Origin of the sequence: Acidovorax sp. KKS102 (assembly GCF_000302535.1) — a bacterium.
Lineage (GTDB): Bacteria > Pseudomonadota > Gammaproteobacteria > Burkholderiales > Burkholderiaceae_C > Acidovorax.
In genome coordinates, this window is record NC_018708.1 from 3,594,068 (window position 1) to 3,615,574 (window position 21,507).

A 21,507-nucleotide genomic window follows, 5' to 3' on the forward strand; every position below is an offset into this window, starting at 1 on the left:
GCAATGAGCAATCCACAAGTTGAACTCCACGTGACCATCAACGTGGCCGAGACCGCCACCCAGGGCGTGATCACCCTGGAACTGGACGCCGAGAAAGCCCCCAAGTCCACCGCCAACTTCCTGAGCTATGTGAACAGCGGTTTCTACAACGGCACCGTGTTCCACCGCGTGATCAAGAACTTCATGATCCAGGGCGGCGGCATGACGGCCGACATGAAGCAAAAGGAAACCCAGGCCCCCATCGAGAACGAAGCTAAGAACGGCCTGAAGAACGACAAGTACACCGTCGCCATGGCCCGCACTGGCGACCCCCACAGCGCCACTGCGCAGTTCTTCATCAACACGGTGGACAACGCCTTCCTGAACCACAGCTCGCCCACCGCCCAAGGCTGGGGCTACGCCGTGTTCGGCAAGGTCGTGAAGGGCCAGGACGTGGTGGACGCCATCAAGGCCGTGCGCACCACCCGCAAGGGCTTCCATGACGACGTGCCTTTTGACGCCGTCGTGATCGACAAGGCCGTGGCTCTGTAAATCCACCGCCTGGTCCGGGCCTTGACTGCCGACCCGTTGACGACCGTGCCCCTGTTCGAGGAGCTTGCCGCTCCACCGCACTGGCGCACGGTCGATTTCATTTCAGACCTGCACCTGCAGGCCAGCGAGCCCGCCACGGTGGCCGCATTCCAGCAGTATCTCGAAGGCACGACGGCAGACGCCCTCTTTATTCTGGGCGACCTGTTCGAAGTGTGGGTGGGCGACGATGCCATGAGCGAGCCCGGCAGCTTCGAAGCCCGGGGCTGCGCCCTCCTTCGGGCCGCCGCACAGCGCCTGCCGGTGTACTTCATGCATGGCAACCGCGACTTTCTGGCGGGCCCTGCTTTCTTGGCTGGGTGCGGCATCACCGGGCTGGCAGACCCCACAGTCCTGGCCTTTGGCGGCCAGCGGTATGTCCTGAGCCACGGCGACCTGCTGTGCCTGGACGATGTGGACTACCAGCGCTTTCGCCTGCAGGCGCGCAGCGCCGCCTGGCAGCAGCAGTTTCTGACCCAGCCCTTGGCCACGCGCCGCGTGCAGGCGCGCGGCATCCGCCAGGAGAGCGAGGCGCGCAAGCAGTCTGGGGCCACGTACGCCGATGTGGACGGCCCCGCCGCCGTCGCCTGGCTGCAGGCCGCTGGCGCACACACCCTCATCCACGGCCACACCCACCGGCCGGCCCACCATGTGCTGGCCCCGGGGCTGCAGCGCGTGGTGCTGAGCGACTGGGATGCTGCGGCATTCCCCCCCCGTCTGGAAACACTGCGTTTGTCCAGCGCGGGCTTGGAACGGCTGTCCCTGGCCCCCAAGTAACAGCGGTCATGAACTGAGCGGGCCCACCTCCCGCAGCCCGATCGCCATGCCCCCCTTGCTCAACCGCCTCTGGCGCCGCGTGCGCGCCACCGTGGCTCCGGTGCCGGACATCTCGGCCACGCTGTGGCTGCAGACCGTGCAGCGCTACCCGTTTCTGGCCGCGCTGTCGCTGCACGACCAGGCCAAGCTGCGCGTGCTGAGCGCCCTCTTCTTGCACCACAAGGAATTCCACGGTGCCCATGGCCTCGTGGTGACCGACGCCATGGCCATCGACATTGCCGCGCAGGCCTGCCTGCCCCTGCTGCACTGGGGCGACCCCGCAAAGGCACTCGACTGGTACGACGATTTTGTGGGCATCGTGCTGCACCCCGGCGAAGCCGTGGCCCGTCGCCAGACGATGGACGAAGCGGGCGTGGTGCACGAGCACACCCAGGTGCTGCTGGGCGAGGCCATGGAGCGCGGCCCCATCATGCTCAGCTGGCAGCATGTGAGCAACGCCACCGAGAACACGGCGCGCGGACACAACGTGGTGGTGCACGAGTTCGTGCACAAGCTCGACATGAAAAACGGCCAACCCAACGGCTGCCCGCCCTTGCCCGCAGGCTTTATGGGCGCACGCACCGGCCGTGCGGCGTATGAAGCGTGGTGGGCAGCCTGGGAGCCCGCCTACGAACAGTTTCGCGAGCGCGTGATCATGGCCGAGCGCTTCGGCGCCGAACGGCCCTGGCTGGACGCGTACGGCGCCACCTCGCAGTCCGAATTCTTTGCCGTGGCCTGCGAGGCGTACTTTGTAAACCGCGAACGGTTTTCCCAGGAGTTTCCGGGATTGATGCCAGTGCTGGATGCGTTCTTCCAGCGCCCTGCGGGCTGAGCTTGGCCGCATGCGTAGGGGCCCACGCCAGTCATAGACTGATTGGAGTCGCAGCGCCTGCCGCCGCCGGTGTATGCAAGCGCAGTCACTCAGACTGCAGCCGTGCTCCAGGGCGCCGCCTCAAGCGCCCAGAGCGCTTTCCACCGCCTGCTTGGCTTCTTCCAGACTGCTGAAAAACTGGGTGGGCTGCGGCATGGCCTTGGGCAGATGGGCGGGCGGCGGCCACAGGCGGTCGTCTGTCCAGGCGGCGGTCCACCCGCCAATGTCTTTGCGCTTGATGGAGCAAAGTGCTTGCCCGTCCACGTTGGCTATCCAGGTGGTCGGCGGGTTATGGTCCCAGATGACATGTGCCATGGCGCCCTCTCACGGTTGCTGGACCATTGTAGGAAGCCTGGGCGAAATTGGGCAATGGCGTTCACCCCACCCCCGCGGCCATCCGGCGACAGATCGGAAGACAAAGCAAAACGACTGCAGGCGCTCATGCAGCGCCCGGCCCGTCATCAGCCAGCAGCCAGCGCGCGCCGCGCGGCCTGGGCCACGCTCGCAGCATCCACCCCAAAAAACTGCCTCAGCGCAGCCCGCGTGTCACTGCGGCCAAAGCCGTCGGTGCCCAAGGTGATGTACTTGCGGCCGTCGGGGATGAACGCGCGCACCGTCTCGGGCACGGCACGTACGTAGTCGGTGGCGGCGATCACCGGTCCACGGGTTGCGGCCAGTTGCTGGGTCAGCCATGCGGGAGCAGGCTGGGCATCGCCCGCCAGCCAGCGCTGCTCGCAAGCCACACCATCGCGGGCCAACTCGCTCCAGCTGGTAACGCTGAGCACGGTCACGTCCACACCCTCGCTGGCGAGTTGTTCTGCAGCCTTGACCACCTCGGTCAGGATGGCGCCAGAGCCCATCAGGGTGACGTTTCTGGACGAAAACGCGCTGTCGCGCTGGTGCATATTGCCTGAGTAGCTCCTGAAAACATAGCAACCACGCAGCACACCTTCTGCCGCATCGGCAGGCAAGTCGGGCTGGGCGTAGTTCTCGTTCATCAGCGTGACGTAGTAGAAAACGTCGCGCTGCTCGGTCACCATCTCGCGCATGCCGGCGTCGATGATGACGGCCATCTCGCCCGCATAGGCCGGGTCGTAGGCCTTGCAGTTGGGGATGGTGGCCGCTACCAGGTGGCTGGTGCCGTCCTGGTGCTGCAGGCCCTCACCGCCCAGCGTGGTGCGGCCCGACGTGGCGCCGAGCAAGAAGCCACGCGCACGCTGGTCCGCAGCCGCCCAGATGGCGTCGCCCACGCGCTGGAAGCCGAACATGGAGTAGTAGATGTAGAAAGGCAGCATGGCCAAGCCGTGCACGCTGTAGCTGGTGGCGGCTGCCGTCCAGCTCGCAATCGCACCGGCTTCGCTGATGCCCTCTTCCAGAATCTGCCCATCCAGCGCCTCGCGGTAGCTCAGTACCGAGCCGATGTCTTCGGGCGCGTAGCGCTGGCCCACGCTGCTGTAGATGCCCACCTGCTTGAACAGGTTGGCCATGCCAAAGGTGCGCGCCTCATCAGCCACGATGGGCACGATGCGGGGGCCCAAAGTGGCGTCCTTCAGCAGCGTGCCCAGCATGCGCACAAAGGCCATGGTGGTGCTCATTTCCTTGCCGTCGGCCTGCAGCGCAAACTGGGCGTAGCTTGCCAGGGGCGGTACGGGCAGTGCATCACACACTGTCTCGCGCCGGGGCAGGTAGCCGCCCAGTTGCTGGCGGTGGCGGCGCAGGTACTGCATCTCCGGGCTGTCTTCTGCGGGCTTGTAGAAGGCCAGGCCTGTGGCCTGCTCGTCGGTGAGCGGCAGGTTGAAGCGGTTGCGGAATTCGATGAGGTCGGTGTCGTCCAGCTTCTTCTGGCTGTGCGTGGTCATCTTGCCCTGGCCCGCCGTGCCCATGCCGTAACCCTTCTTGGTGTGGGCCAGAATCACCGTGGGCTGGCCTTTGTGGGCGGCAGCGGCGGCGTAGGCGGCGTGGATCTTCACCAGGTCGTGCCCACCGCGCTTGAGGCGATCAATCTGCTCGTCCGTCATGCCCTGGGCCAGCGCGGCCAGCTCGGGGCTTTGGCCGAAGAAGTTGTCGCGGTTAAAGCGCCCGTCTTTGGCGGCAAAGGTCTGCATTTGGCCGTCCACCGTGCCTTGCAGCGTGCGCACCAGTGCGCCGGTGAGGTCGCGGGCAAACAGGCCGTCCCAGTCGCTGCCCCACACCAGCTTGACCACGTTCCAGCCCGCACCGGCAAAAAGGCGCTCCAGCTCGTCAATGATGCGGCCGTTGCCGCGCACCGGTCCGTCCAGGCGCTGCAGGTTGCAGTTAACTACCCACACCAGGTTGTCCAGTCCCTCACGCGCGGCCAGGGTCAGGGCGCTCATGCTCTCTGGCTCGTCCATCTCGCCATCGCCAAACACGCCCCACACCTTGCGGCCCTCACAGTTGAGCAGGTTGCGGTGCGTGAGGTAGCGCATGAAGCGCGCGTGGTAGATGCTGCTGATGGGGCCAATGCCCATGGAGCCGGTGGGGAACTGCCAGAAGTCGGGCATCAGCCAGGGGTGCGGGTAGCTGCACAGGCCCTGCGCACCGGCCGCTGGCGCGGTGATTTCCTGTCGGTAGTGCATCAAATCCTGCTCGGACAAGCGCCCTTCCAGAAACGCCCGTGCATACACACCGGGCGCGCTGTGCGGCTGGAAGAACACCAGGTCGCCCCGGTGCTGCCCTTCGCCCAGCCCTTCGCGGGCGCGGAAGAAGTGGTTGAAGCCGCTCTCAAACAAATCGGCAGCACTGGCATAGCTGGCAATGTGCCCGCCCAGTTCGCCGTAGGCCTGGTTGGCACGCACCACCATGGCCAGCGCGTTCCAGCGCATGATGGACGCGAGCCGCTCTTCCACCGCCAGGTCGCCAGGGAACACGGGCTGGTTCTGCACCGCAACCGTGTTCACGTAGGGCGTGTTGAGCTGCGGCTGCCAGCCAATCTGCTGGGTGCGCGCCAGGTGCACCAGCTCGGCCAATATGAGGCGAGCCCGCTCGGGCCCCTCGGTGGCCACCAGGGCCATAAAAGCGTCGCGCCATTCAGCGGTTTCTTGGGGGTCAATGTCAGCCATGGTGTCCTGAGGGCTGAGGAGATGGGTGGGCAGTGGGGCGTTCATGGGAGCACACTGTAGAAAGGTTTGCCAAAAATAGGATGCTGAAACGCGCAGAATTTGTCAATTCAAAAGCACAATATGCCGTACTAAAATGAAATGACAGCATATGAAGCTTGACGCAACCGATCTGCGCATTCTGGCCGAGTTGCAGGCCGATGGCTCGCTCTCCAACGTGGAGCTGGCGCGCCGCGTACACCTGTCACCTTCGCCCTGCCTGGCGCGGGTGAAGGCGCTGGAGGCGGCGGGCGTGATTGCCCGCTATGTGGCGCTGGCCAATGCGGCGTCGCTGGGCCTGGGGCTCAATGTGTTCATCAACATCAGCCTGAAGACGCAGAGCAAGGAGGCGCTGGCCGACTTCGAGCGGCGCATCGCCGAGCACGACGAGGTGATGGAGTGCTACTTGATGAGCGGCGACTCCGACTACCTCATCCGCGTGGCACTGCCTGACATTGCGGCGCTGGAGCGGTTCATCCTGGAGCAGCTCACGCCGATTCCGGGCATCGAGAAGATCCGCTCCAGCTTTGCGCTCAAGCAGGTGCGCTACAAGACGGCGCTGCCGCTGCCGCACGCTCGGGGCTGATCGCCGCGTTGACGCCCGCGCTCAGGTCCATGGCATGGGCCAGGTCCAGCGCCTGCCCGATGTCGGCGAGCAGGTCGTCCAGGTCTTCCAGCCCCACCGACAGGCGCACCAACCCTTCGGCAATGCCGTGGGCGGCTCGCTGCTCGGGCGTGTAGGTGGAATGCGTCATGCTGGCGGGGTGCTGGGCCAGGGTTTCGGCATCGCCCAGACTCACGGCGCGGGTGACGAGCTGTAGCGCGTCCATGAAGCGCACACCCGCCTGCAGACCACCGCGCAGCTCAAAAGCAATCATCCCGCCCATCTGGCGCATCTGCTGCTTAGCCAGCGCGTGCTGCGCAAAGCTGGGCAGGCCGGGGTAGTGCACGGCCGCCGCAGCCGGGTGGGCGGCGATGAATTCGGCCACCTTCTGCGCGCTCTGGCAGTGGCGGTCCATGCGCAGGGCCAGGGTTTTCAGGCCGCGCATCACCAGATGTGCGTCTTGCGCCGACATCACCGCGCCGGTCATGTCTTTCAGGCCGTACAGGCGCACGCGCTGGGCCAGTTCGGCATCGGCAAACACGGCTGCGCCCGCCGTCAGGTCGCCATGGCCGCCCAGGTACTTGGTCATGGAATGCACGCTCACATCGGCACCCAGCAGCAATGGCTGCTGCAGGTAGGGCGTGCAGTAGGTGTTATCCACCACCACCTTGGCGCCCTGGGCGTGGGCCAAAGCTGATACCGCAGCGATGTCCACCAGGCGCATGTTGGGGTTGGCGGGGGTTTCCAGGTAGACCACGCGGGTCTTGGCGGTCAGTGCCTCGGCCACGCGGGCGGGGTCGGTCATGTCCACATGGCGCACCGTGACGCCAAAGCGCCCCAGCCCGTGGTTCAAAAACGAGAAGGTGCAGCCATAGAGCGTAAGGTCGGCCAGGACTTCGTCGCCAGGCTCCAGCATGGACCACAGCGTGGCGGTGATGGCGCCCATGCCTGAGCCGAACACCACCGCGCCCGCGCCCTCTTCCAGCGCCGCCAGCCGCCCTTCCAGCAGCGCCAGCGTGGGGTTGGCAATGCGGGTGTAGAAGTAGCCGGGTTCCTCGCCAGCAAAGCAGCGCGCGCCATAGGCCACGTCCGGGAAGGCGTAGGTGGCCGAGGTGTGGATGGGCGGCACCAGCGCGCCCTGGTGGTCGGCGGGGTTGTAGCCGTGGTGAATGGCGCGGGTGCTGAAGCCGGTGGCGGTGGTGTGGTCGGTGGTGCGGGTCATGCTTGTCTCCTGATGGGCCGACCACAGGCGGGGTGCGGGTCGGATGTGGAGATTCTTGGCCTCATCGGCGGGCAAAATTTCTCCTTCTTTGCCTCAATAACAGATTCAAAGGGCAAAATTTGCCTTAAACAATCACCCTGCAAGCCATCATGCACCCCTACCCGCTCGACCCCGTAGACCGCACCCTGCTCAACGCCCTGCAGCGCGACGGCCGCGCCACCGTGGGCGACCTGGCCGAGGCGGTGTCGCTTTCCACCTCGCCCTGCTGGCGGCGCGTGCGTGCGCTGGAAGAAGCCGGGGTGATTGCGGGCTACCACGCCCACCTGCACCGCCAGCGCGTGGGCTGGGGCGTGCTGGGCTTTGTGCAACTGGCGCTGCACGACCACACCGCCGAAACCACCTCGGCGCTGGAACGCGAGGTGATGGCCATGCCCCAGGTGCTGTCGTGCCACAACCTCTCGGGCCGCTACGACTACCAGCTGGAGGTGGTGGCGGCCGACCTGGAATCGTTTGCCGACTACGTGCGCACCCATGTGCGCAGCCTGCCGGGCGTGCGTGAGATTTCGACGAGCTTTTCGCTCAAGGAAGTGAAGCGCACCATGGCGCTGCCGGTGTGAGGCTGGTGCGCTGCGGCGAAACGGGGCCTTCGCTCAGAAAGCCGTGGGCGTGATCGAGAGCGACTCCAACCATGCCACCGTGGCCGCCAGCTCGGACGGGCGAATTTCGTGCGCGCTGGGGAACTCGTGGTAGCTCACCGCCACCGGCAGGGGCGCCATGTGGTGCGCAATGGCCTGGGCGTTGGCCAGGGGGATCACGTTGTCGTGGGTGCCATGGCTCAGCCACAGCCGCTTGCCGCGCAGCGCATCGGCCGGGGCCGTCAGGGGCACCACCTGCGGCAGCAGGCGGCTGTGCCACACCAGGCCGGCGTGCATCAGCGCGGGCTTTGTCAGCAGCAGTGACAGCGCCATGATGCCGCCCTGGCTGAATCCGCCCACCACCACCCGCTCAGGCGGAATGCCCAGCTGCTCGGAGGCAGATTCGACGGCCTGGGCCACCAGGGCGCGGCTTTGCGCCTCCTGCTCTTCATTGATGGTGCGTTCGCCGTTGGGCTCGATGGAGAAATCAAACCATGCATGCGAGCCCGGCCCCATGCGAAACGGCGCCCGCAGGCTCAACACATGGAACCGGTCCGGGATCTGCGGGGCCAGGCTGAACAGGTCCTGCTCGTTGCTGCCCACGCCATGCATCAGCACCAGCAGCCAGGGCCGGGGTGTCGTGGCGGCAGCGGGGCGCTGCAAAAAGGAGAGCGGCAAGGTAAGCATAGATGTGCGCCTCGAACGGTTTAGGGCCAAAAACGGGTGGAGTGCGAGGATTTCCGTGTCAGTGCACCGGCTCCAGCGCAAAAGCGTCCATCGACAGCATGCTGTACATCACCTCGCGGCTCAAGTAGTTTGCGTGCAGGTCGTCGCCCGCCGCACCCAGGGCAAAGAAGATGGGCAGGAAGTGGTCTTCGGTGGGGTGCGCGCGTTGGGCATGGGGGGCCTGGCTGCGGTAGTTGAGCAGCGCGGCCATGTCCCCACGGGCCAGAGCGTCCTCGATCCAGCGGCTGAACTCCAGCACATAGGGCGCAGGTTCGCGCTCTCCGCCAAAAAACTCGGCCAGGTTGTGCGTCATGCTGCCCGACCCCACCACCAGCACGCCCTGGCTGCGCAGGCTGCGCAAGGCCGCGCCCAGCGCATACACCTCGGCCGGGCCCGCGCCCACGGGCAGGGCCACCTGCACCACGGGTACGTCGGCCTGCGGGAACAAATGCATCAGCGGCACCCAGGCGCCATGGTCAAAGGGGCGTGCGGCGTCACCTTGGGCGGCCACGCCAGCAGCTTGCAGCAGGCCCAGCACCTCCTGCGCCAGCGCGGGCGAGCCGGGGGCCGGGTATTGCAGCTGGTACAGCGCCGGGGGGAACCCGCCAAAGTCGTGCCAGGTGGCGGGCTGTGGCCCGGTCATCACCAGCGCCGACCGCGCCATCCAGTGCGGCGACATGACCACCACACCCCGCAGGCCAGGGTACTGCGACTTCAGGCTCTGGCCCCATTGCGTGAGCGCCGGGCCCGTAGTGCCCGCATCCAGCGCAAACAAGGGCGCGCCGTGCGACACAAACAGGGCAGGAATTGCAGCAGAAACTGGAACGGGGGCTTGGACAGAGGCAGACATGACAACTCCAACAAGGGATGCCATGAATGTAGGACTGATAGCCTGCGATACCAAGCCCTGCAGGGCAGACAGATTGTTCTACGGATGACGCCAATCAAACATTGACAGGCCGATGGCGCACGGTGGGCAACACCTGCACATCCCTCCTGACGCGCAAGCCTCAGGACCCGTCGCGCACCCGGCCGCGCAGCGCCTTGGTCTCGCCCCGCTGCGTCTTGCTTTGCAGGCGCCGCTGTTGCGAGCCATAGGTGGGTTTGGTGGCCCTGCGCACGCGGGGCGGCACGGCCACGCTGTTGACCAACGCGTTCAGGCGCTCCAGGGCGTCGGCGCGGTTCAACTCCTGGCTGCGGTATTGCTGGGCCTTGATGACCACCACACCATCTTGGGTGATGCGGGTGTCGCGCAGGGCCAGCAGGCGCTCCTTCACGCCCTCGGGCAGCGACGATGCCGCCACGTCAAACCGCAGGTGGACGGCGCTCGATACCTTGTTGACGTTTTGCCCGCCCGCGCCCTGCGCGCGCATGGCGGTGATTTCGACCTCGTCCTCAGAGACCTGCAGGGGCAGCGGGGCCATGGTCGTGAAATCCCCCGCGCCCAGCCATCAGGCCGCTGGCTGCTGGGCCAGCAACTGCGCCAGCCCGTCAATCGCCAGGCCATAGCCCAGCACGCCAAATCCACACATCACCGCCTTGGCGGCGGCCGCCATGTACGAATGGTGGCGGTAGGCCTCGCGCGCATGCACATTGCTGATGTGCAGCTCGATCAGGGTGATGCCCGTGCCCTTGATGGCGTCGTGCAGGGCAATGCTGGTGTGGGTGTAGGCCCCGGCGTTGATGACCACGCCTGCCAGCTCGCCCGCTGCATGCAGGCGCCCCGCCTCATGAATCCAGTCCACCAAGGCCCCTTCGTGGTTGCTTTGGTGAAAACGCAGCGCAAAACCGTGGCGATTGCAGGCGTCAGTGCAGAGCTTTTCCACATCGGCCAGGGTGGCGGCGCCGTACACGGCAGGCTCGCGCGTGCCCAGCAGGTTCAGATTGGGGCCATTGAGGACAAAAACGGTTTTATTGGCGGTCACAGACAAGTCTCCGGGGCAATGCGCCTGCCACGCTGGCAGGCCAGAGTGCGGGATTATGAGGCGCCAAGAAAAAAGCGGCCCCGAAGGACCGCTGTAAAAGGCAGCCTGTGCAACGCTGCCTGTGAGCGACTCGCGCCCAAGAGGTTGGTGACAGACCAGCCGCTGGGGGCTGATCAACGGTCCCAGTGGCGACCGTGGCCGTGCCCGTGGTGGCGATGGCCGTAGCCATAACCGCCATAAACCACCGCTGGGGGTGGTGCGTAGTACACCGGGGGAGCGCTGTAGTACACGGGGCGTGGAGGGGGAGCGTAATACACCGGTGGGGGCGGTGCCACGTAAACCGGGGCGGGGGCGTAGTAGCCATTGCTGGCCCCCACCACCACGCCGGGCACGCCAATGCCCACGGACCAATTGACATCGCGGGCCTGGGCGGAGCCAGCACCAGCCAACAGGGCCAGTGCCACACCCGCCACAGCGGCCGCAGTAGAAACAGAACGGGTTTTCGTCATGGAAATCTCCTAGTGAATGAGGGCGGCCCACCAAAAGGACACACCTCACCGGTACACAACGCACCAAGTGCCTAAAAGGATGGCACAAAACCGTCTTTACGTTGTGTCTGAACGTACACGCGCTTGTTTTAATGCGTAAACCGTCACGAAACCGCCGCCTAAAATGGCTGGATGAGCACCCCCTCCCCCGCCAATACCGCCGCCACTGCCACTTCTGCGGCCGCTGAAACCGTCAAGCCCAGCAACTTTTTGCGCCAGATCATCGAACACGACCTGGACAAAGGCACCTACGCCACCCGCCGCTGGGCCGGCACCCCCGGCGACGCCGCCCACCACGCCCAGGGCGAGCCCGACCCCGCCAAAATCCGCACCCGCTTCCCGCCCGAACCCAACGGCTACCTGCACGTGGGCCACGCCAAGAGCATCTGCATCAACTTTGGCCTGGCGCGTGACTACGGCGGCGTGTGCCACCTGCGTTTTGACGACACCAACCCCGAAAAAGAAGACACCGAATACGTCAACAGCATCATCGACGCCGTGAAATGGCTCGGTTTTGACTGGACACAGATCGGCCAGGCCCCCGGCAGCGCCGCCCCCTACCAGGCCAGCGACTACTTCGACTTCATGTACCGCGCGGCCGAATACCTGATCGAAGCCGGCCACGCCTACGTGGACGAGCAAACCGCCGAACAAATGCGCGTGAACCGGGGCGACTTCAGCAAGCCCGGCGTGGACAGCCCCTTCCGCAGCCGCACCCCGGCTGAGAACCTGCGCATCTTCCGCGAGATGAAGGACGGCCAGCACGAAGACGGCTCCATGGTGCTGCGCGCCAAGATCGACATGGCCAGCCCCAACATCAACATGCGCGACCCGGCCATTTACCGCATCCGCCGCGCCACGCACCACAACACGGGCGACACCTGGTGCATCTACCCCATGTACACCTACGCGCACCCCATCGAGGACGCGCTGGAGCAGATCACCCACAGCCTGTGCACGCTGGAGTTTGAAGACCAGCGCCCCTTCTACGACTGGCTGCTGGAACGTTTGACCGAAGGTGGCCTGCTGACCAGCCCGCCCCCCCGCCAGTACGAATTTGCGCGCCTGAACCTCACCTACGTCATCACCAGCAAGCGCAAGCTTGCCCAGCTGGTGTACGACCACAAGGTCAGCGGCTGGGACGACCCCCGCATGCCCACCATCGTGGGCCTGCGCCGCCGTGGCTACACCCCTGCTGCCATCCAGACCTTTGCCGAGCGCATCGGCGTCACCAAATCCGACAGCTGGATCGACTACAGCACCCTGGAAGGCTGCCTGCGCGAAGACCTGGAACTGAAGGCCCACCGAGGCATGGCCGTGCTCAACCCCGTCAAGCTGGTGCTCACCAACTGGGACGACGTGATGGGCGCCGGCCACCTGGAGCCTTGCAGCCTGCCCGCCCTGCCTCACCCACCCGAAGGAACCGAATCGCCCCTGCGCCACTTCACCATCGGCAAGGAAGTCTGGATCGAACGCGAAGACTTTGAAGAAGTGCCCCCCAAGGGCTACAAGCGCCTCTTCCCCGGCAACAGGGTGCGCCTGAAGGGCGGCTACGTCATCGAATGCACCGGCTGCACCAAAGACGCTAGCGGAGTCATCACCGAAGTGCTGGCCACCGTGGTGCCCGACACCAAGAGCGGCACCCCCGGCGCCGACAGCGTCAAGGTCAAGGCCGCCATCACGTGGGTGGGCGTGGCCGACGGCGTGAACGCCGAAGTGCGCATGTACGACCGCCTGTTCCTGGACGCCCAGCCCGACGCGGGCGGCAAGGACTTCATCGAAAGCCTGAACCCGAACAGCCTGAAGGTGGTGACCGCCATCGTGGAGCCGTCATTGGCCAATGCCAAGCCAGATGACAAGTTTCAGTTTGAGCGGCACGGGTACTTTGTGGCGGATCGGTTGGATCACCGGGCGGAGAAGCCGGTGTTTAACTTGGCGGTGGGGTTGAAGGATTCTTGGGGTAAGTAGCCGCAGCCCGCTCGCATAAATATAAAAATAGATGAGGGGAGAGGAGACATGAAGATCCAGTGCCAAGATCATTCAGTTGAATTCATATTTCAAAGCCATTATTTTGAAATTCCAAGATTTCAACGCCCATATTCCTGGGAACGTGATAACTGGGAGGAATTTTGGAATGATGTTTTTCTAGCCAAACAACAAGACTATTTCATTGGCTCTATCGTTACTTTTGCAAAAGGGCAATACAAAGCCATTGTTGATGGCCAACAACGACTAACAACAATTACCCTTTTGCTGGCTGCCATACGAAACGGATACAGACAGTACGCGTTCGAAGATCGGGCCTCAGGCGCTCAAAATTTTATCGAACGCAATAACAAAAATAATGAAGCAACCTTTGTTTTAAAAACTGAAACCTCATACCCATACTTTCAGACTGCGATTCAAAGATCGCAACCAGAAAAATTCAAATCAAAACTAGGAGAAGAAGAGTCTCTTCTTCAATCGGCATTTACTTATTTTTGCGAAAAGGTTGCTGCGGAAACAGCCGCGATAGAAGCAACTGGAGCTAGTACGGCCAGCAAACGCATAAGAATAAAAGGTCGCTTGGATGATCTTCGAGATGCCTTGTTATCTCTAAAGCTAATCTATGTGGAGTTGGACAACGAAGATGACGCTTATCAAGTATTCGAAACGTTAAATACTCGCGGAAAAGATCTTGCGACTGCCGATCTTTTAAAAAATCATTTAGCCCGTCTGCTGCGCGAAAAAAACTCTCAAAGTGATGATGTCAAAGTACGCTGGTCATTTATGTCTGACAACATCAAGGCTATATCCGCCGAGGGTGTAGATTTGGATGGGTTTTTATACCACTACTGGCTAGCTGTCACATCCCGGACGATTGCATAGACTCCAAACGCTATCCACTCTTCATGGCGCGAGCGGTTCTAAAGGAGTTGATAGAGTCCTTGCAATCCACCCAGGGAGTGAAGCCATGTTGATAGCCCTGCACAAGAACGCCCGCACCACGCCCGCCGTGCGCGCCGAGATCGCAGCCAGCAATGAACCAGCCAGCGTCCTGGCCCAGCGCTTTGGGATCACTGAGCAGACGGTCTACAAGTGGAAGAAGCGTTCCGTCTTTGCAGACCGCTCTCACACTGCCCACCACCTGCAGACCGTGCTTACGCCAGCACAAGAAACAGTGGTGGTTCACTTGCGGCGTACCTTGCTGCTGCCTTTGGATGACCTGCTGGCCGTGACACGGGAGTTCATCTGTCCCCATGTCTCGCGCTCCGGGCTGGACAGGTGCTTGCGCCGCCATGGAGCGGGCAACCTCAATGCTCTAAAGCCCCAGCAGCCTGCGCTGGCCTACAAGACCTTCAAGAGCTACGAGCCAGGCTACGTGCACATGGACGTGAAGTACCTGCCCCAGATGCAGGATGAGAGCAGCCGGCGCTACCTGTTCGTGGCTATCGATAGGGCCACGCGTTGGGTGTTTGTGCAGCTCAAGTCCAACAAGACCGCCGCCAGTGCACAGGCCTTCCTCAAGGCGTTGCACAAGGCCTGTCCGATCAGGATCAACAAGCTGTTGACCGACAACGGCAAAGAGTTCACGGACCGTCTGTTTGCCAGCCGGGAACGCGAACCCAGCGGCAACCATGAATTCGATCAACTGTGCCAGGAGTTAGGCATCGAGCACCGACTGACCAAGCCCAGAACACCCAGAACCAACGGCATGGTGGAGCGATTTAACGGCCGCATTGCGGACGTTTTGAAGACCCACAGGTTCAACAGCCGCGAAGACATGGAGCAAACCCTGCTGCGCTATGTGGCCTTGTACAACCACCAGTTACCGCAGTCAGCGCTCAAGAGCAGTACGCCGATGCAGGCGATGAAAGAGTGGTACCAGACCCACCCGCACCTGTTTCACAAGCGACTATATGATCGTACGGGATGCGACAGCTAGCGACAAATCAATTCACGCAGAAGCGTGATATTTTTAAGACGGTCAAGACCTCAGTCAAAACAAAAGCGGCAGCAAAAAAATTGCTAGATGACCTACTGGAATTTTCTGCAGTTTATCGCGATTTACACGAAGTGAGTTATAGAAAATGGCGCAATGATGAACTCGAGATCAGATCATCAATTGATGCTATAGGGCGATTCCGCGTAAAGCATCCTCTCCCCCTGATGATGACCAGTCTTCGAAAATATGAAGCTCGAACGCTGTCTAAGGCAGAATTATTTCGAATTTTTCAAATTATCGAGATTTTTACATTTGTCAATACCAGCATCATGAACGCCAGATCATCAGGGGGTGTGGCACAGATGTATGCATTTCACGCAAAGGCACTATCTAGCGTTACTGAGCCCGGACGTAGGCAGAAAGCTATTGACGAATTTGCCGAAAAACTAGCCTCCAAACTTCCTTCAAAAGAGCAATTCATACAGAAATTCAAGGAACTACGATATTCAGATAAATTTACGACGCAAAAGCGCGAGGTTCAATACGTCGTTACCAAACTATTTTCGTTGATGTTTCCTGCAGTAGCAATTAATCCTGCCGAAATGTCAATCGAACATATCGAGCCACAAAGTTCCACCAGAATGACTGAAGGTGAAATTGCATCTATTGGAAATTTATGGTTTTTAAAAACCGCCTTCAACAACGAGCTCGGCAATTCTCCTGCAGCAGATAAGCTTGCAAAATATAAGGCAGGTCAACTTCCCTGCGATAGTACGCTCAGCAATTCAGTTGCCTGGACTTCTCGCGAAGTCGAAAAACGAACACTCGAACTAGCCGAGCGTTTTTGGACGGTAGTTGATGAGCGATTTGGACTATCGAAGCAACCCGCAAAAAAAGGCAGAGCAAAAATCGGCAGCCTCCTTTAAGTGAATTCAGCTAATAACTGACTTTTAACGGAAACTGATATCTGTGAACCCACAATCAATCCTGCACTTCTGGTTCACCGAACTCACTCCCCAGCAGCACTTCGCCAAAGACGCTGCCCTCGACGAATCCATCCGCACTCGCTTCGACCCCACGCTGGAGGCCGCCGCCCGCTGCGAACTGTTCCCCTGGCGCGCCACCCCAGAAGGCCGGTTGGCAGAAATCCTGGTGCTGGACCAGTTCTCGCGCAATGTGTACCGCGACACCGCCCGCGCCTTTGCGCACGACGCACTAGCCCTCGCCCTGGCGCAAGAGCTGGTGGCCAGCGGGCAGGACCGCAGCCTGCCCACGGAGCAGCGCGTGTTTGCCTACATGCCGTACATGCACAGCGAATCTGCCGTGATTCATGAGCAAGCGCTTGAGCTGTTTGCGCAGCCGGGCATGGAAAACAACCTGGACTTTGAGCGACGGCACAAGGCCATCATCGACCGCTTTGGGCGCTACCCGCACCGGAACGCGGTACTGGGCCGCACGTCCACGGCCGAAGAACTGGCGTTTTTGAGCGAGCCGGGGTCGTCGTTCTGACTCGGGCGCTATCTCAGCCCTGAACGCTCCTTTATTGATAGCTTCCAGCGTATATCCTTCTAGCGCTACAAGCCAATTTCATTCAAAACAGCTCCAGCAGCAGCAGCAAAGCCCGTCCATGACGCCTCCGTTCACCCCCACCTTCACCCATGTGCCGCCTGGCCGGGTGGCTGGCCCGTTGCAACTGGTGCCCGTCAACGCCGCCGTGGTATCCGTGCACACAGCCGATGGCGCGCATGTGGGCTCACTCAAGTTGGTCGGAGGGGCATGGAAGTTCAAGGCCATGGGCTACGACGCCGCTGGCCGCATGGAGCCGGGCCATGGGCCGCTGACAGAGCAGCACAACATGGCGTTTGCCGCGCCCGATGCTGCCGAGGTGAGTGCCCGGCTGCTGGGTGCTTTGTGAAGCCCCCAGTAGGAGCTGAGCGCGAATACTCCCACGCGTCGGCGTCTCGCCTTGTCGCAATGCACGGACTGCCTGCCAGCAGCCACATCGCCAAACGCCTTGGATTGCTACGGTTTCAATAGCTGCTCGCGCATACTCATTAAGCGCCAGATGCCGATTTGACCTAAAAACAAGCAGCACCGCTAAACTCCAAGCCATGCGCCCTTCTCTCGCCCTCAGCCAACACCGCGATGCTGTTTTTCAAGCAGCGGCACGCTATCGGGTGACCAATCCGAGGGTGTTTGGCTCTGCTTCGCGGGGCGATGATCAAGACGGCAGCGACCTGGATCTGCTGGTGGAGACCTTGCCCGGCACGACGCTGCTGGATTTGGGGGGCCTGCAAGACGAGCTGCAAGAGCTGCTGGGCGTGTCGGTAGATGTCCTAACGCTCAAGGATTTGCCCGCCAAGTTCCGTGACGCTGTAGCTCGTGAAGCCAAACATCTATGAGCGCAAGCAGGCTGCCGGACTACCTGGATCACATGCGGCAAGCCATTGCCGATGCGTAATCGTTTGTGGATGGCATGGCGCAGGCCGACTTCATGCAGGACAAGCGCACCCAGCAAGCAGTGGTGATGAGCCTGATTGTTCTGGGCGAAGCGGCTACCAAGGTGATGGATCAGCACGCAGCCTTTGCGGCTGAACACAGTCACATACCTTGGCGGAATATGCGCGGCATGCGTAACCGCATTGCCCATGGTTACTTTGACATCAACCTTGAAGTGGTCTGGGACACGGTTCAGACGGCATTGCCAGCACTGAAGTCAGAACTCGACGCACTGCCGTCGAGCTGAGCGAATCTCTACGGAAGTAAAGCGGCCCGGCTGCGTAGCCGGCGGCCAGCGGCCAGCGGGCAGGTTCGCAATCCAACCGTTGCCAGATTCGCTATCTTTAGCGTAGCTGCTCGCGCTTATTCATCAAGCGCTGGTAGCCAATTCGGCTATCAAAGCAGAGGTGCTCCAGCTAGCTTTTTGCTCCACACACAAACTCCACCGCCGCACACACCGCCGCCACCTGCGCCTCAATGCACTGCTCGGGCGTGGCACGGGGGCTGTCGGGGTAGACCTCCGTCGTCGTGGTGTAGCGCGCGCCGCTGATGCCCGCGCACAGGCCCCACTGCTTCATCGGGTAGTGGATGACGCCTGGAGCCACCACGGGCGTGCCGATGATTTCGTTTTTCTCGTCCGCAGGCGCGATGTGGGTCACACGGCTGACGGCTTCGATGATGGCTTGCTGGAAGGCGGGCTGTGGGTTGTCGGCGTCGTCCACCAGGTAGAAGCCGTCGGGGATGCTGCCAGGCTCGAACACCTTGCCGTCGCGCGCGGCCACGGCGGGGCGGTATTCGGATTCGTCGGTGTCGGTGGTTTCGTGCAGGTCGATGTGGGCGGCAAACAGGCCGTATTGAACCTGGTGCTGTGCCACCAGACGCATGAGGGCGGCGGACTCTTGCGCGGGCGATCCGTCGCGGAAAGACCGGTTGGGGTCGATGGCGTCGAAGTTCCAGCGCTGAACACGCTCGTACGCCCAGGGGCTGACGCAGGGCACGAACAGCAAGTTGGCGCGGCCTGCAAAGCGCTCGGCGTGCGTGTCCACAAACCGCAGAGCGCCGTGCACGCCGCTGGTCTCGTAGCCATGGACCCCGCCGGTCACCAGCACGGCGGGCAGGCCGGGCTGCCAGTTGCGGCTGCGCAGGGCCCGCAGGGGAAAGCGCTCTGCCGGGTGCTGGGCGTCGCCATAAATCACGTCGCCATACATCTCCACATCCAACCGGCCCCGCAGTGCCTCGATGGCCGTGAGCACGTCTTCGGCGTAGCTGCGCTGGCGCACCTGGCGTGCGCGCCACTGGTCGCGTTCTGCTGCGCCCCAGGCTTGGCCGGGCGTGCCGATGGGATAGGTGAGGGTGGGTTGCATGGGTGCGTGGGATGGTGTGGCGGGTGAATGGCAGGCCCGGCGGCAAACGGGGCCGACGGAAAGGACAACGCCAACAAGAGCGGCTAACAAAACTCAGCGAAGCGGTTCTGGCTAGACGCTGTGTCGCAGGCAGTACGAGCAGTACGACAAGACACAGCAACGACGCCAGAAGAGTTTTGTTAGCCGCTCTAAGGCTTGTCGCAGGGCGTTCATAGAATACCGCGATGCCCTTCCCTTCGATTCGGCCCTTGCGGCTGGCGACCTCGTCGCTGCTTTTGCTGCTGTGTGCGCTGGCGCACGCACAGCCCGCCCCTCCACCCGCTGCTGCCAACACCCCGGCCAAGCGCCCGGCGGGCAGTGCCGCTGTGGATGGCACAGCCCCAACACCGAGCGGCGCCACAGCCGCCGCACCCACCGCCGCCGATGCGGCCCTGCTGTCGCGCGATGCGCGGCGCATTTACGAGCTGTCGCGCGACAAGCTGGTGCAGATCCGCACGCTGCTGCGCAACGCCAACACGCAGGCATCGATTGGCTCGGGCTTTTTTGTGTCGGCCGATGGGCTCATCGTCACCAACTTTCACGTGGCCAGCCAGTTGGCGCTGGAGCCCGAGCGCTACCGGGGCGTGTACGTGACGATGGAGGGGCAGGAGGGCGAGGTGGAGCTGCTGGCGTTTGACGTGCAGCGCGACCTGGCCGTGCTGCGCGCCAAGGGGCGCACGGCAGCAGCGCCGGTGCTGAGCTTTCGCCCCACCACCGACCCACTGGCGCAGGGCGAGCGCATTTACTCGCTGGGCAACCCGCTGGACATTGGCTTTGCGGTGACCGAGGGCACCTACAACGGCCTGGTCAAGCGCAGCTTTTACCCGCGCATCTTTTTTGGCGGCGCGCTCAACCCCGGCATGAGCGGCGGCCCCGCCGTGGACGACGCAGGCCGGGTGCTGGGCGTCAACGTGGCCAAGCGGCTCGATGGCGAGCAAGTCAGCTTTTTGATCCCGGCCGAGTTTGCGCAGGCGCTGGTGCAGCGCGCAGCCAACGCCCAGCCCATCACCCAGGCCGCACATGCCGAGATGACGCGACAGCTGATGGAGCACCAGCAACTGCTGACGGACCGCTTTTTGAGAGCGCCGTTTCGCGAGCAGCGCCACGGCAACTACCGCCTGCCGGTGCCCGACGATGCGCTAGCGCGGTGCTGGGGATCGGGGCGCGACCCGGCCTTTCCGGGGCTGAACCTGGAGCGCACGCAGTGCCAGGCCGACAGCGATGTGGTGGCGGGAGACTTCAGCACCGGCGCAGTGCGCCTGTCTTACGAGGCCTACAACGCGCCCACGCTGGGCGCCGCCCGGTTTGCCCGCATGTACTCGCAAAGTTTTGCCAACGAGCGCCTGCCCACACGCGGCAACCGCCACCAGACAGCAGCCGAGTGCACCGAGCGGTTTGTGGACCCCGGCACCGTGCCGCTGCGTGCGGTGGTGTGCCTGTCGGCCTATCGCAAGCTGACCGGCCTGTACAACATGACGGTGCTGGCCACCTCGGTCAACCAGCCCACACAGGGCGTGCTGGGCCGCCTGGATGTGCAAGGCATTGCGTTTGACAATGGCATGAAGCTGGCCAGTCACTACCTCAAGGCCTTTCGCTGGGAGGCCGCACCATGAGCGCGATGCCGACCACCACCACCCTGGGGCTGATCGAGGCCTTTGACCGCCACGGCGCGCTGCTGGCGCGTGCGCCCATCACCCGCTGGCCCGTGACCGTGGGCCGCGCGCTGGACTGTGACCTGGTGCTGGACGACCCCTTTGTGGCGCCCCGGCACCTGCGCATTGACCGCGCTGTGGACGAGCCCCGCACCGTGCAGGTGGAGGTGCTGGAGACCCGCAACGGCGCACGCCTACAGCGCAAGCAACATGCCCAGGGCGCGCGTTTTGACTGGCCCGATGGCACGCCCATCGACCTGGGCCACACCCACATCCACCTGCGCCTGGCCGATGCGCCCATTGCCGAGGAACAGGCGCTGCCGCAGTTTCCGTGGCGCACCGTGGGCACCACGGCAGCGCTGGCAGTGCTGGTGCTGCTGGCCGGGCTGGGAGAGTCGTGGCTGGAGGCCCGCGACGCCGCGCAATACCTGAAGGCTGTGCCCCTGTTGCTGCTGACCACGCTGGCGGTAGTGACCTTGTGGTCGGGCGCATGGGCTGTGGCCAACAAGCTGTTTGGCAGCCAGCTGCAGTTCTGGCGCCACGTGCGCATTGCGTGCGCCGCCGTGCTGGTGGCCGACGCGGTGCAGCTGCTGAGCTACCTGACGGCCTTCGCGTTCTCGCTAGAGTCGCTGTCGCGGTTTGCCCCGGTGCTGATGGTGCTGGTGCTGGCCGGCGCGCTGTACGCGCACCTGGCTACCGTGTTGCCCCGCCGCCGCGTGGGCCTGGCCTGGGCCATGGCGGCCGTGGTGCTGCTGGGCGTGCCGTCGTGGCTGGGTGCGCAGTGGCTCAACCGCATGCGGCTGGGCAGCGAGCTGTACATGAGCAGCCTGTTCCCGCCCGCCCTGCGCGTGGCCCCTGCGGTGCCGGTGGACCAGTTCCTGCAAGACGCCGATGCGCTGCGCGGCAAGCTGGACCGGCGCCTGCGGGACGACGGGCTGGCGGACGAGGACGACGAGTAGCCCGCCAGACGGACTGCGCAAAGCAGCCCAAACCCACAC

General features: G+C 63.2%; 23 protein-coding genes and 1 pseudogene. 15 read left to right on the plus strand and 9 right to left on the minus strand.

What is annotated here, in order from left to right; genetic code table 11:
* The first annotated feature begins 3 nt into the window (after positions 1-3).
* The 3 genes from C380_RS16505 to C380_RS16515 are packed head-to-tail and all read left to right on the plus strand — an operon-like array spanning position 4 to position 2,215.
* Entirely contained in the window at positions 4-531 is a 528-nt protein-coding gene (locus C380_RS16505) for a peptidylprolyl isomerase (RefSeq protein WP_015014968.1), read from the plus strand.
* Positions 532-567: 36 nt separating this feature from the next.
* Positions 568-1,344, plus strand: coding sequence for a UDP-2,3-diacylglucosamine diphosphatase (locus tag C380_RS16510; RefSeq protein ID WP_015014969.1), 777 nt, complete (start codon positions 568-570; stop codon positions 1,342-1,344).
* 46 nt (positions 1,345-1,390) lie between these two features.
* Positions 1,391-2,215 carry a zinc-dependent peptidase gene (locus tag C380_RS16515; RefSeq protein WP_015014970.1) on the plus strand — a complete coding sequence of 275 codons (825 nt, stop codon included), beginning with the start codon at positions 1,391-1,393 and terminating at the stop codon, positions 2,213-2,215.
* A 120-nt stretch (positions 2,216-2,335) separates the two neighbouring features.
* On the opposite strand, the gene C380_RS16520 is transcribed toward C380_RS16515, so the two are convergent.
* Together C380_RS16520 and mdeB are read right to left on the minus strand one after the other, a co-directional pair.
* Positions 2,336-2,569 (minus strand): hypothetical protein, encoded by a 234-nt coding sequence (locus C380_RS16520; protein WP_015014971.1) that lies wholly within the window; start codon positions 2,567-2,569, stop codon positions 2,336-2,338.
* Positions 2,570-2,715: 146 nt separating this feature from the next.
* Positions 2,716-5,379, minus strand: a complete 2,664-nt coding sequence (gene mdeB, locus C380_RS16525) for an alpha-ketoglutarate dehydrogenase (protein ID WP_015014972.1) — start codon at positions 5,377-5,379, stop codon at positions 2,716-2,718.
* A gap of 103 nt (positions 5,380-5,482) precedes the next feature.
* Here mdeB and C380_RS16530 point away from each other — a divergent pair, with 103 nt between their 5' ends.
* On the plus strand, positions 5,483-5,956 hold the full coding sequence (locus C380_RS16530) for an Lrp/AsnC family transcriptional regulator (protein ID WP_015014973.1): 474 nt from the start codon (positions 5,483-5,485) through the stop codon (positions 5,954-5,956).
* On the opposite strand, the gene C380_RS16535 is transcribed toward C380_RS16530, so the two are convergent.
* The gene (locus C380_RS16535; protein WP_015014974.1) at positions 5,904-7,196 is read right to left on the minus strand and encodes a methionine gamma-lyase; all 1,293 of its coding nucleotides are present in this window, start codon (positions 7,194-7,196) and stop codon (positions 5,904-5,906) included. The two genes, C380_RS16530 and C380_RS16535, sit on opposite strands and share 53 nt — an antisense overlap.
* A 149-nt stretch (positions 7,197-7,345) precedes the next feature.
* On the opposite strand from C380_RS16535, the gene C380_RS16540 reads away from it, so the two are divergent.
* The gene (locus C380_RS16540) at positions 7,346-7,813 is read left to right on the plus strand and encodes an Lrp/AsnC family transcriptional regulator (RefSeq protein ID WP_015014975.1); all 468 of its coding nucleotides are present in this window, start codon (positions 7,346-7,348) and stop codon (positions 7,811-7,813) included.
* Positions 7,814-7,846: 33 nt separating this feature from the next.
* Here C380_RS16540 and C380_RS16545 read toward each other — a convergent pair whose 3' ends face one another.
* From C380_RS16545 to C380_RS24600, 5 genes are all read right to left on the minus strand, one after another.
* Positions 7,847-8,518, minus strand: coding sequence for an alpha/beta hydrolase (locus tag C380_RS16545; protein WP_015014976.1), 672 nt, complete (start codon positions 8,516-8,518; stop codon positions 7,847-7,849).
* Positions 8,519-8,576: 58 nt separating this feature from the next.
* On the minus strand, positions 8,577-9,407 hold the full coding sequence (locus C380_RS16550; protein ID WP_015014977.1) for a dioxygenase: 831 nt from the start codon (positions 9,405-9,407) through the stop codon (positions 8,577-8,579).
* 160 nt (positions 9,408-9,567) lie between these two features.
* Positions 9,568-9,981: an alternative ribosome rescue aminoacyl-tRNA hydrolase ArfB gene (gene arfB / locus C380_RS16555; protein WP_015014978.1), complete on the minus strand. Its 414-nt coding sequence runs from the start codon at positions 9,979-9,981 to the stop codon at positions 9,568-9,570.
* Positions 9,982-10,008: 27 nt separating this feature from the next.
* Positions 10,009-10,482, minus strand: a complete 474-nt coding sequence (gene aroQ / locus C380_RS16560; RefSeq protein ID WP_015014979.1) for a type II 3-dehydroquinate dehydratase — start codon at positions 10,480-10,482, stop codon at positions 10,009-10,011.
* 173 nt (positions 10,483-10,655) lie between these two features.
* Positions 10,656-10,991 carry a hypothetical protein gene (locus C380_RS24600; RefSeq protein WP_015014980.1) on the minus strand — a complete coding sequence of 112 codons (336 nt, stop codon included), beginning with the start codon at positions 10,989-10,991 and terminating at the stop codon, positions 10,656-10,658.
* Between the two features lie 171 nt (positions 10,992-11,162).
* Between C380_RS24600 and C380_RS16565 the strand changes: the two genes are divergently transcribed.
* From C380_RS16565 to C380_RS16590, 8 genes and pseudogenes are all read left to right on the plus strand, one after another.
* Positions 11,163-12,998 carry a glutamine--tRNA ligase/YqeY domain fusion protein gene (locus tag C380_RS16565; RefSeq protein WP_015014981.1) on the plus strand — a complete coding sequence of 612 codons (1,836 nt, stop codon included), beginning with the start codon at positions 11,163-11,165 and terminating at the stop codon, positions 12,996-12,998.
* A 48-nt stretch (positions 12,999-13,046) separates the two neighbouring features.
* A complete protein-coding gene (locus tag C380_RS24605) occupies positions 13,047-13,898 on the plus strand; it encodes a DUF262 domain-containing protein (protein WP_083871621.1) in 852 nt (283 codons plus the stop codon).
* A gap of 85 nt (positions 13,899-13,983) precedes the next feature.
* A complete protein-coding gene (locus tag C380_RS16570) occupies positions 13,984-14,955 on the plus strand; it encodes an IS481 family transposase (protein WP_015014982.1) in 972 nt (323 codons plus the stop codon).
* A complete protein-coding gene (locus C380_RS24610) occupies positions 14,943-15,881 on the plus strand; it encodes a DUF1524 domain-containing protein (protein ID WP_083871622.1) in 939 nt (312 codons plus the stop codon). Before C380_RS16570 ends, C380_RS24610 begins: the two co-directional genes overlap by 13 nt.
* A gap of 43 nt (positions 15,882-15,924) precedes the next feature.
* Complete coding sequence (locus C380_RS16575; RefSeq protein ID WP_015014983.1) at positions 15,925-16,464, plus strand: DUF924 family protein; 540 nt, start codon at positions 15,925-15,927, stop codon at positions 16,462-16,464.
* Positions 16,465-16,582: 118 nt separating this feature from the next.
* Positions 16,583-16,870 carry a hypothetical protein gene (locus tag C380_RS16580; protein ID WP_015014984.1) on the plus strand — a complete coding sequence of 96 codons (288 nt, stop codon included), beginning with the start codon at positions 16,583-16,585 and terminating at the stop codon, positions 16,868-16,870.
* Positions 16,871-17,066: 196 nt separating this feature from the next.
* Entirely contained in the window at positions 17,067-17,357 is a 291-nt protein-coding gene (locus C380_RS16585) for a nucleotidyltransferase family protein (RefSeq protein ID WP_015014985.1), read from the plus strand.
* Positions 17,354-17,701 (plus strand): annotated as a pseudogene (locus C380_RS16590) (DUF86 domain-containing protein). Before C380_RS16585 ends, C380_RS16590 begins: the two are co-directional and overlap by 4 nt.
* 169 nt (positions 17,702-17,870) lie before the next feature.
* Here C380_RS16590 and C380_RS16595 read toward each other — a convergent pair.
* Positions 17,871-18,818 (minus strand): M14 family metallocarboxypeptidase, encoded by a 948-nt coding sequence (locus C380_RS16595; RefSeq protein WP_015014987.1) that lies wholly within the window; start codon positions 18,816-18,818, stop codon positions 17,871-17,873.
* A 224-nt stretch (positions 18,819-19,042) separates the two neighbouring features.
* Here C380_RS16595 and C380_RS16600 point away from each other — a divergent pair, with 224 nt between their 5' ends.
* Both C380_RS16600 and C380_RS16605 read left to right on the plus strand, forming a co-directional pair.
* Entirely contained in the window at positions 19,043-20,470 is a 1,428-nt protein-coding gene (locus C380_RS16600; protein WP_015014988.1) for a serine protease, read from the plus strand.
* Positions 20,467-21,468: an FHA domain-containing protein gene (locus tag C380_RS16605; RefSeq protein WP_015014989.1), complete on the plus strand. Its 1,002-nt coding sequence runs from the start codon at positions 20,467-20,469 to the stop codon at positions 21,466-21,468. The genes C380_RS16600 and C380_RS16605 overlap by 4 nt, the downstream gene beginning before the upstream one ends.
* Positions 21,469-21,507 lie beyond the last annotated feature (39 nt).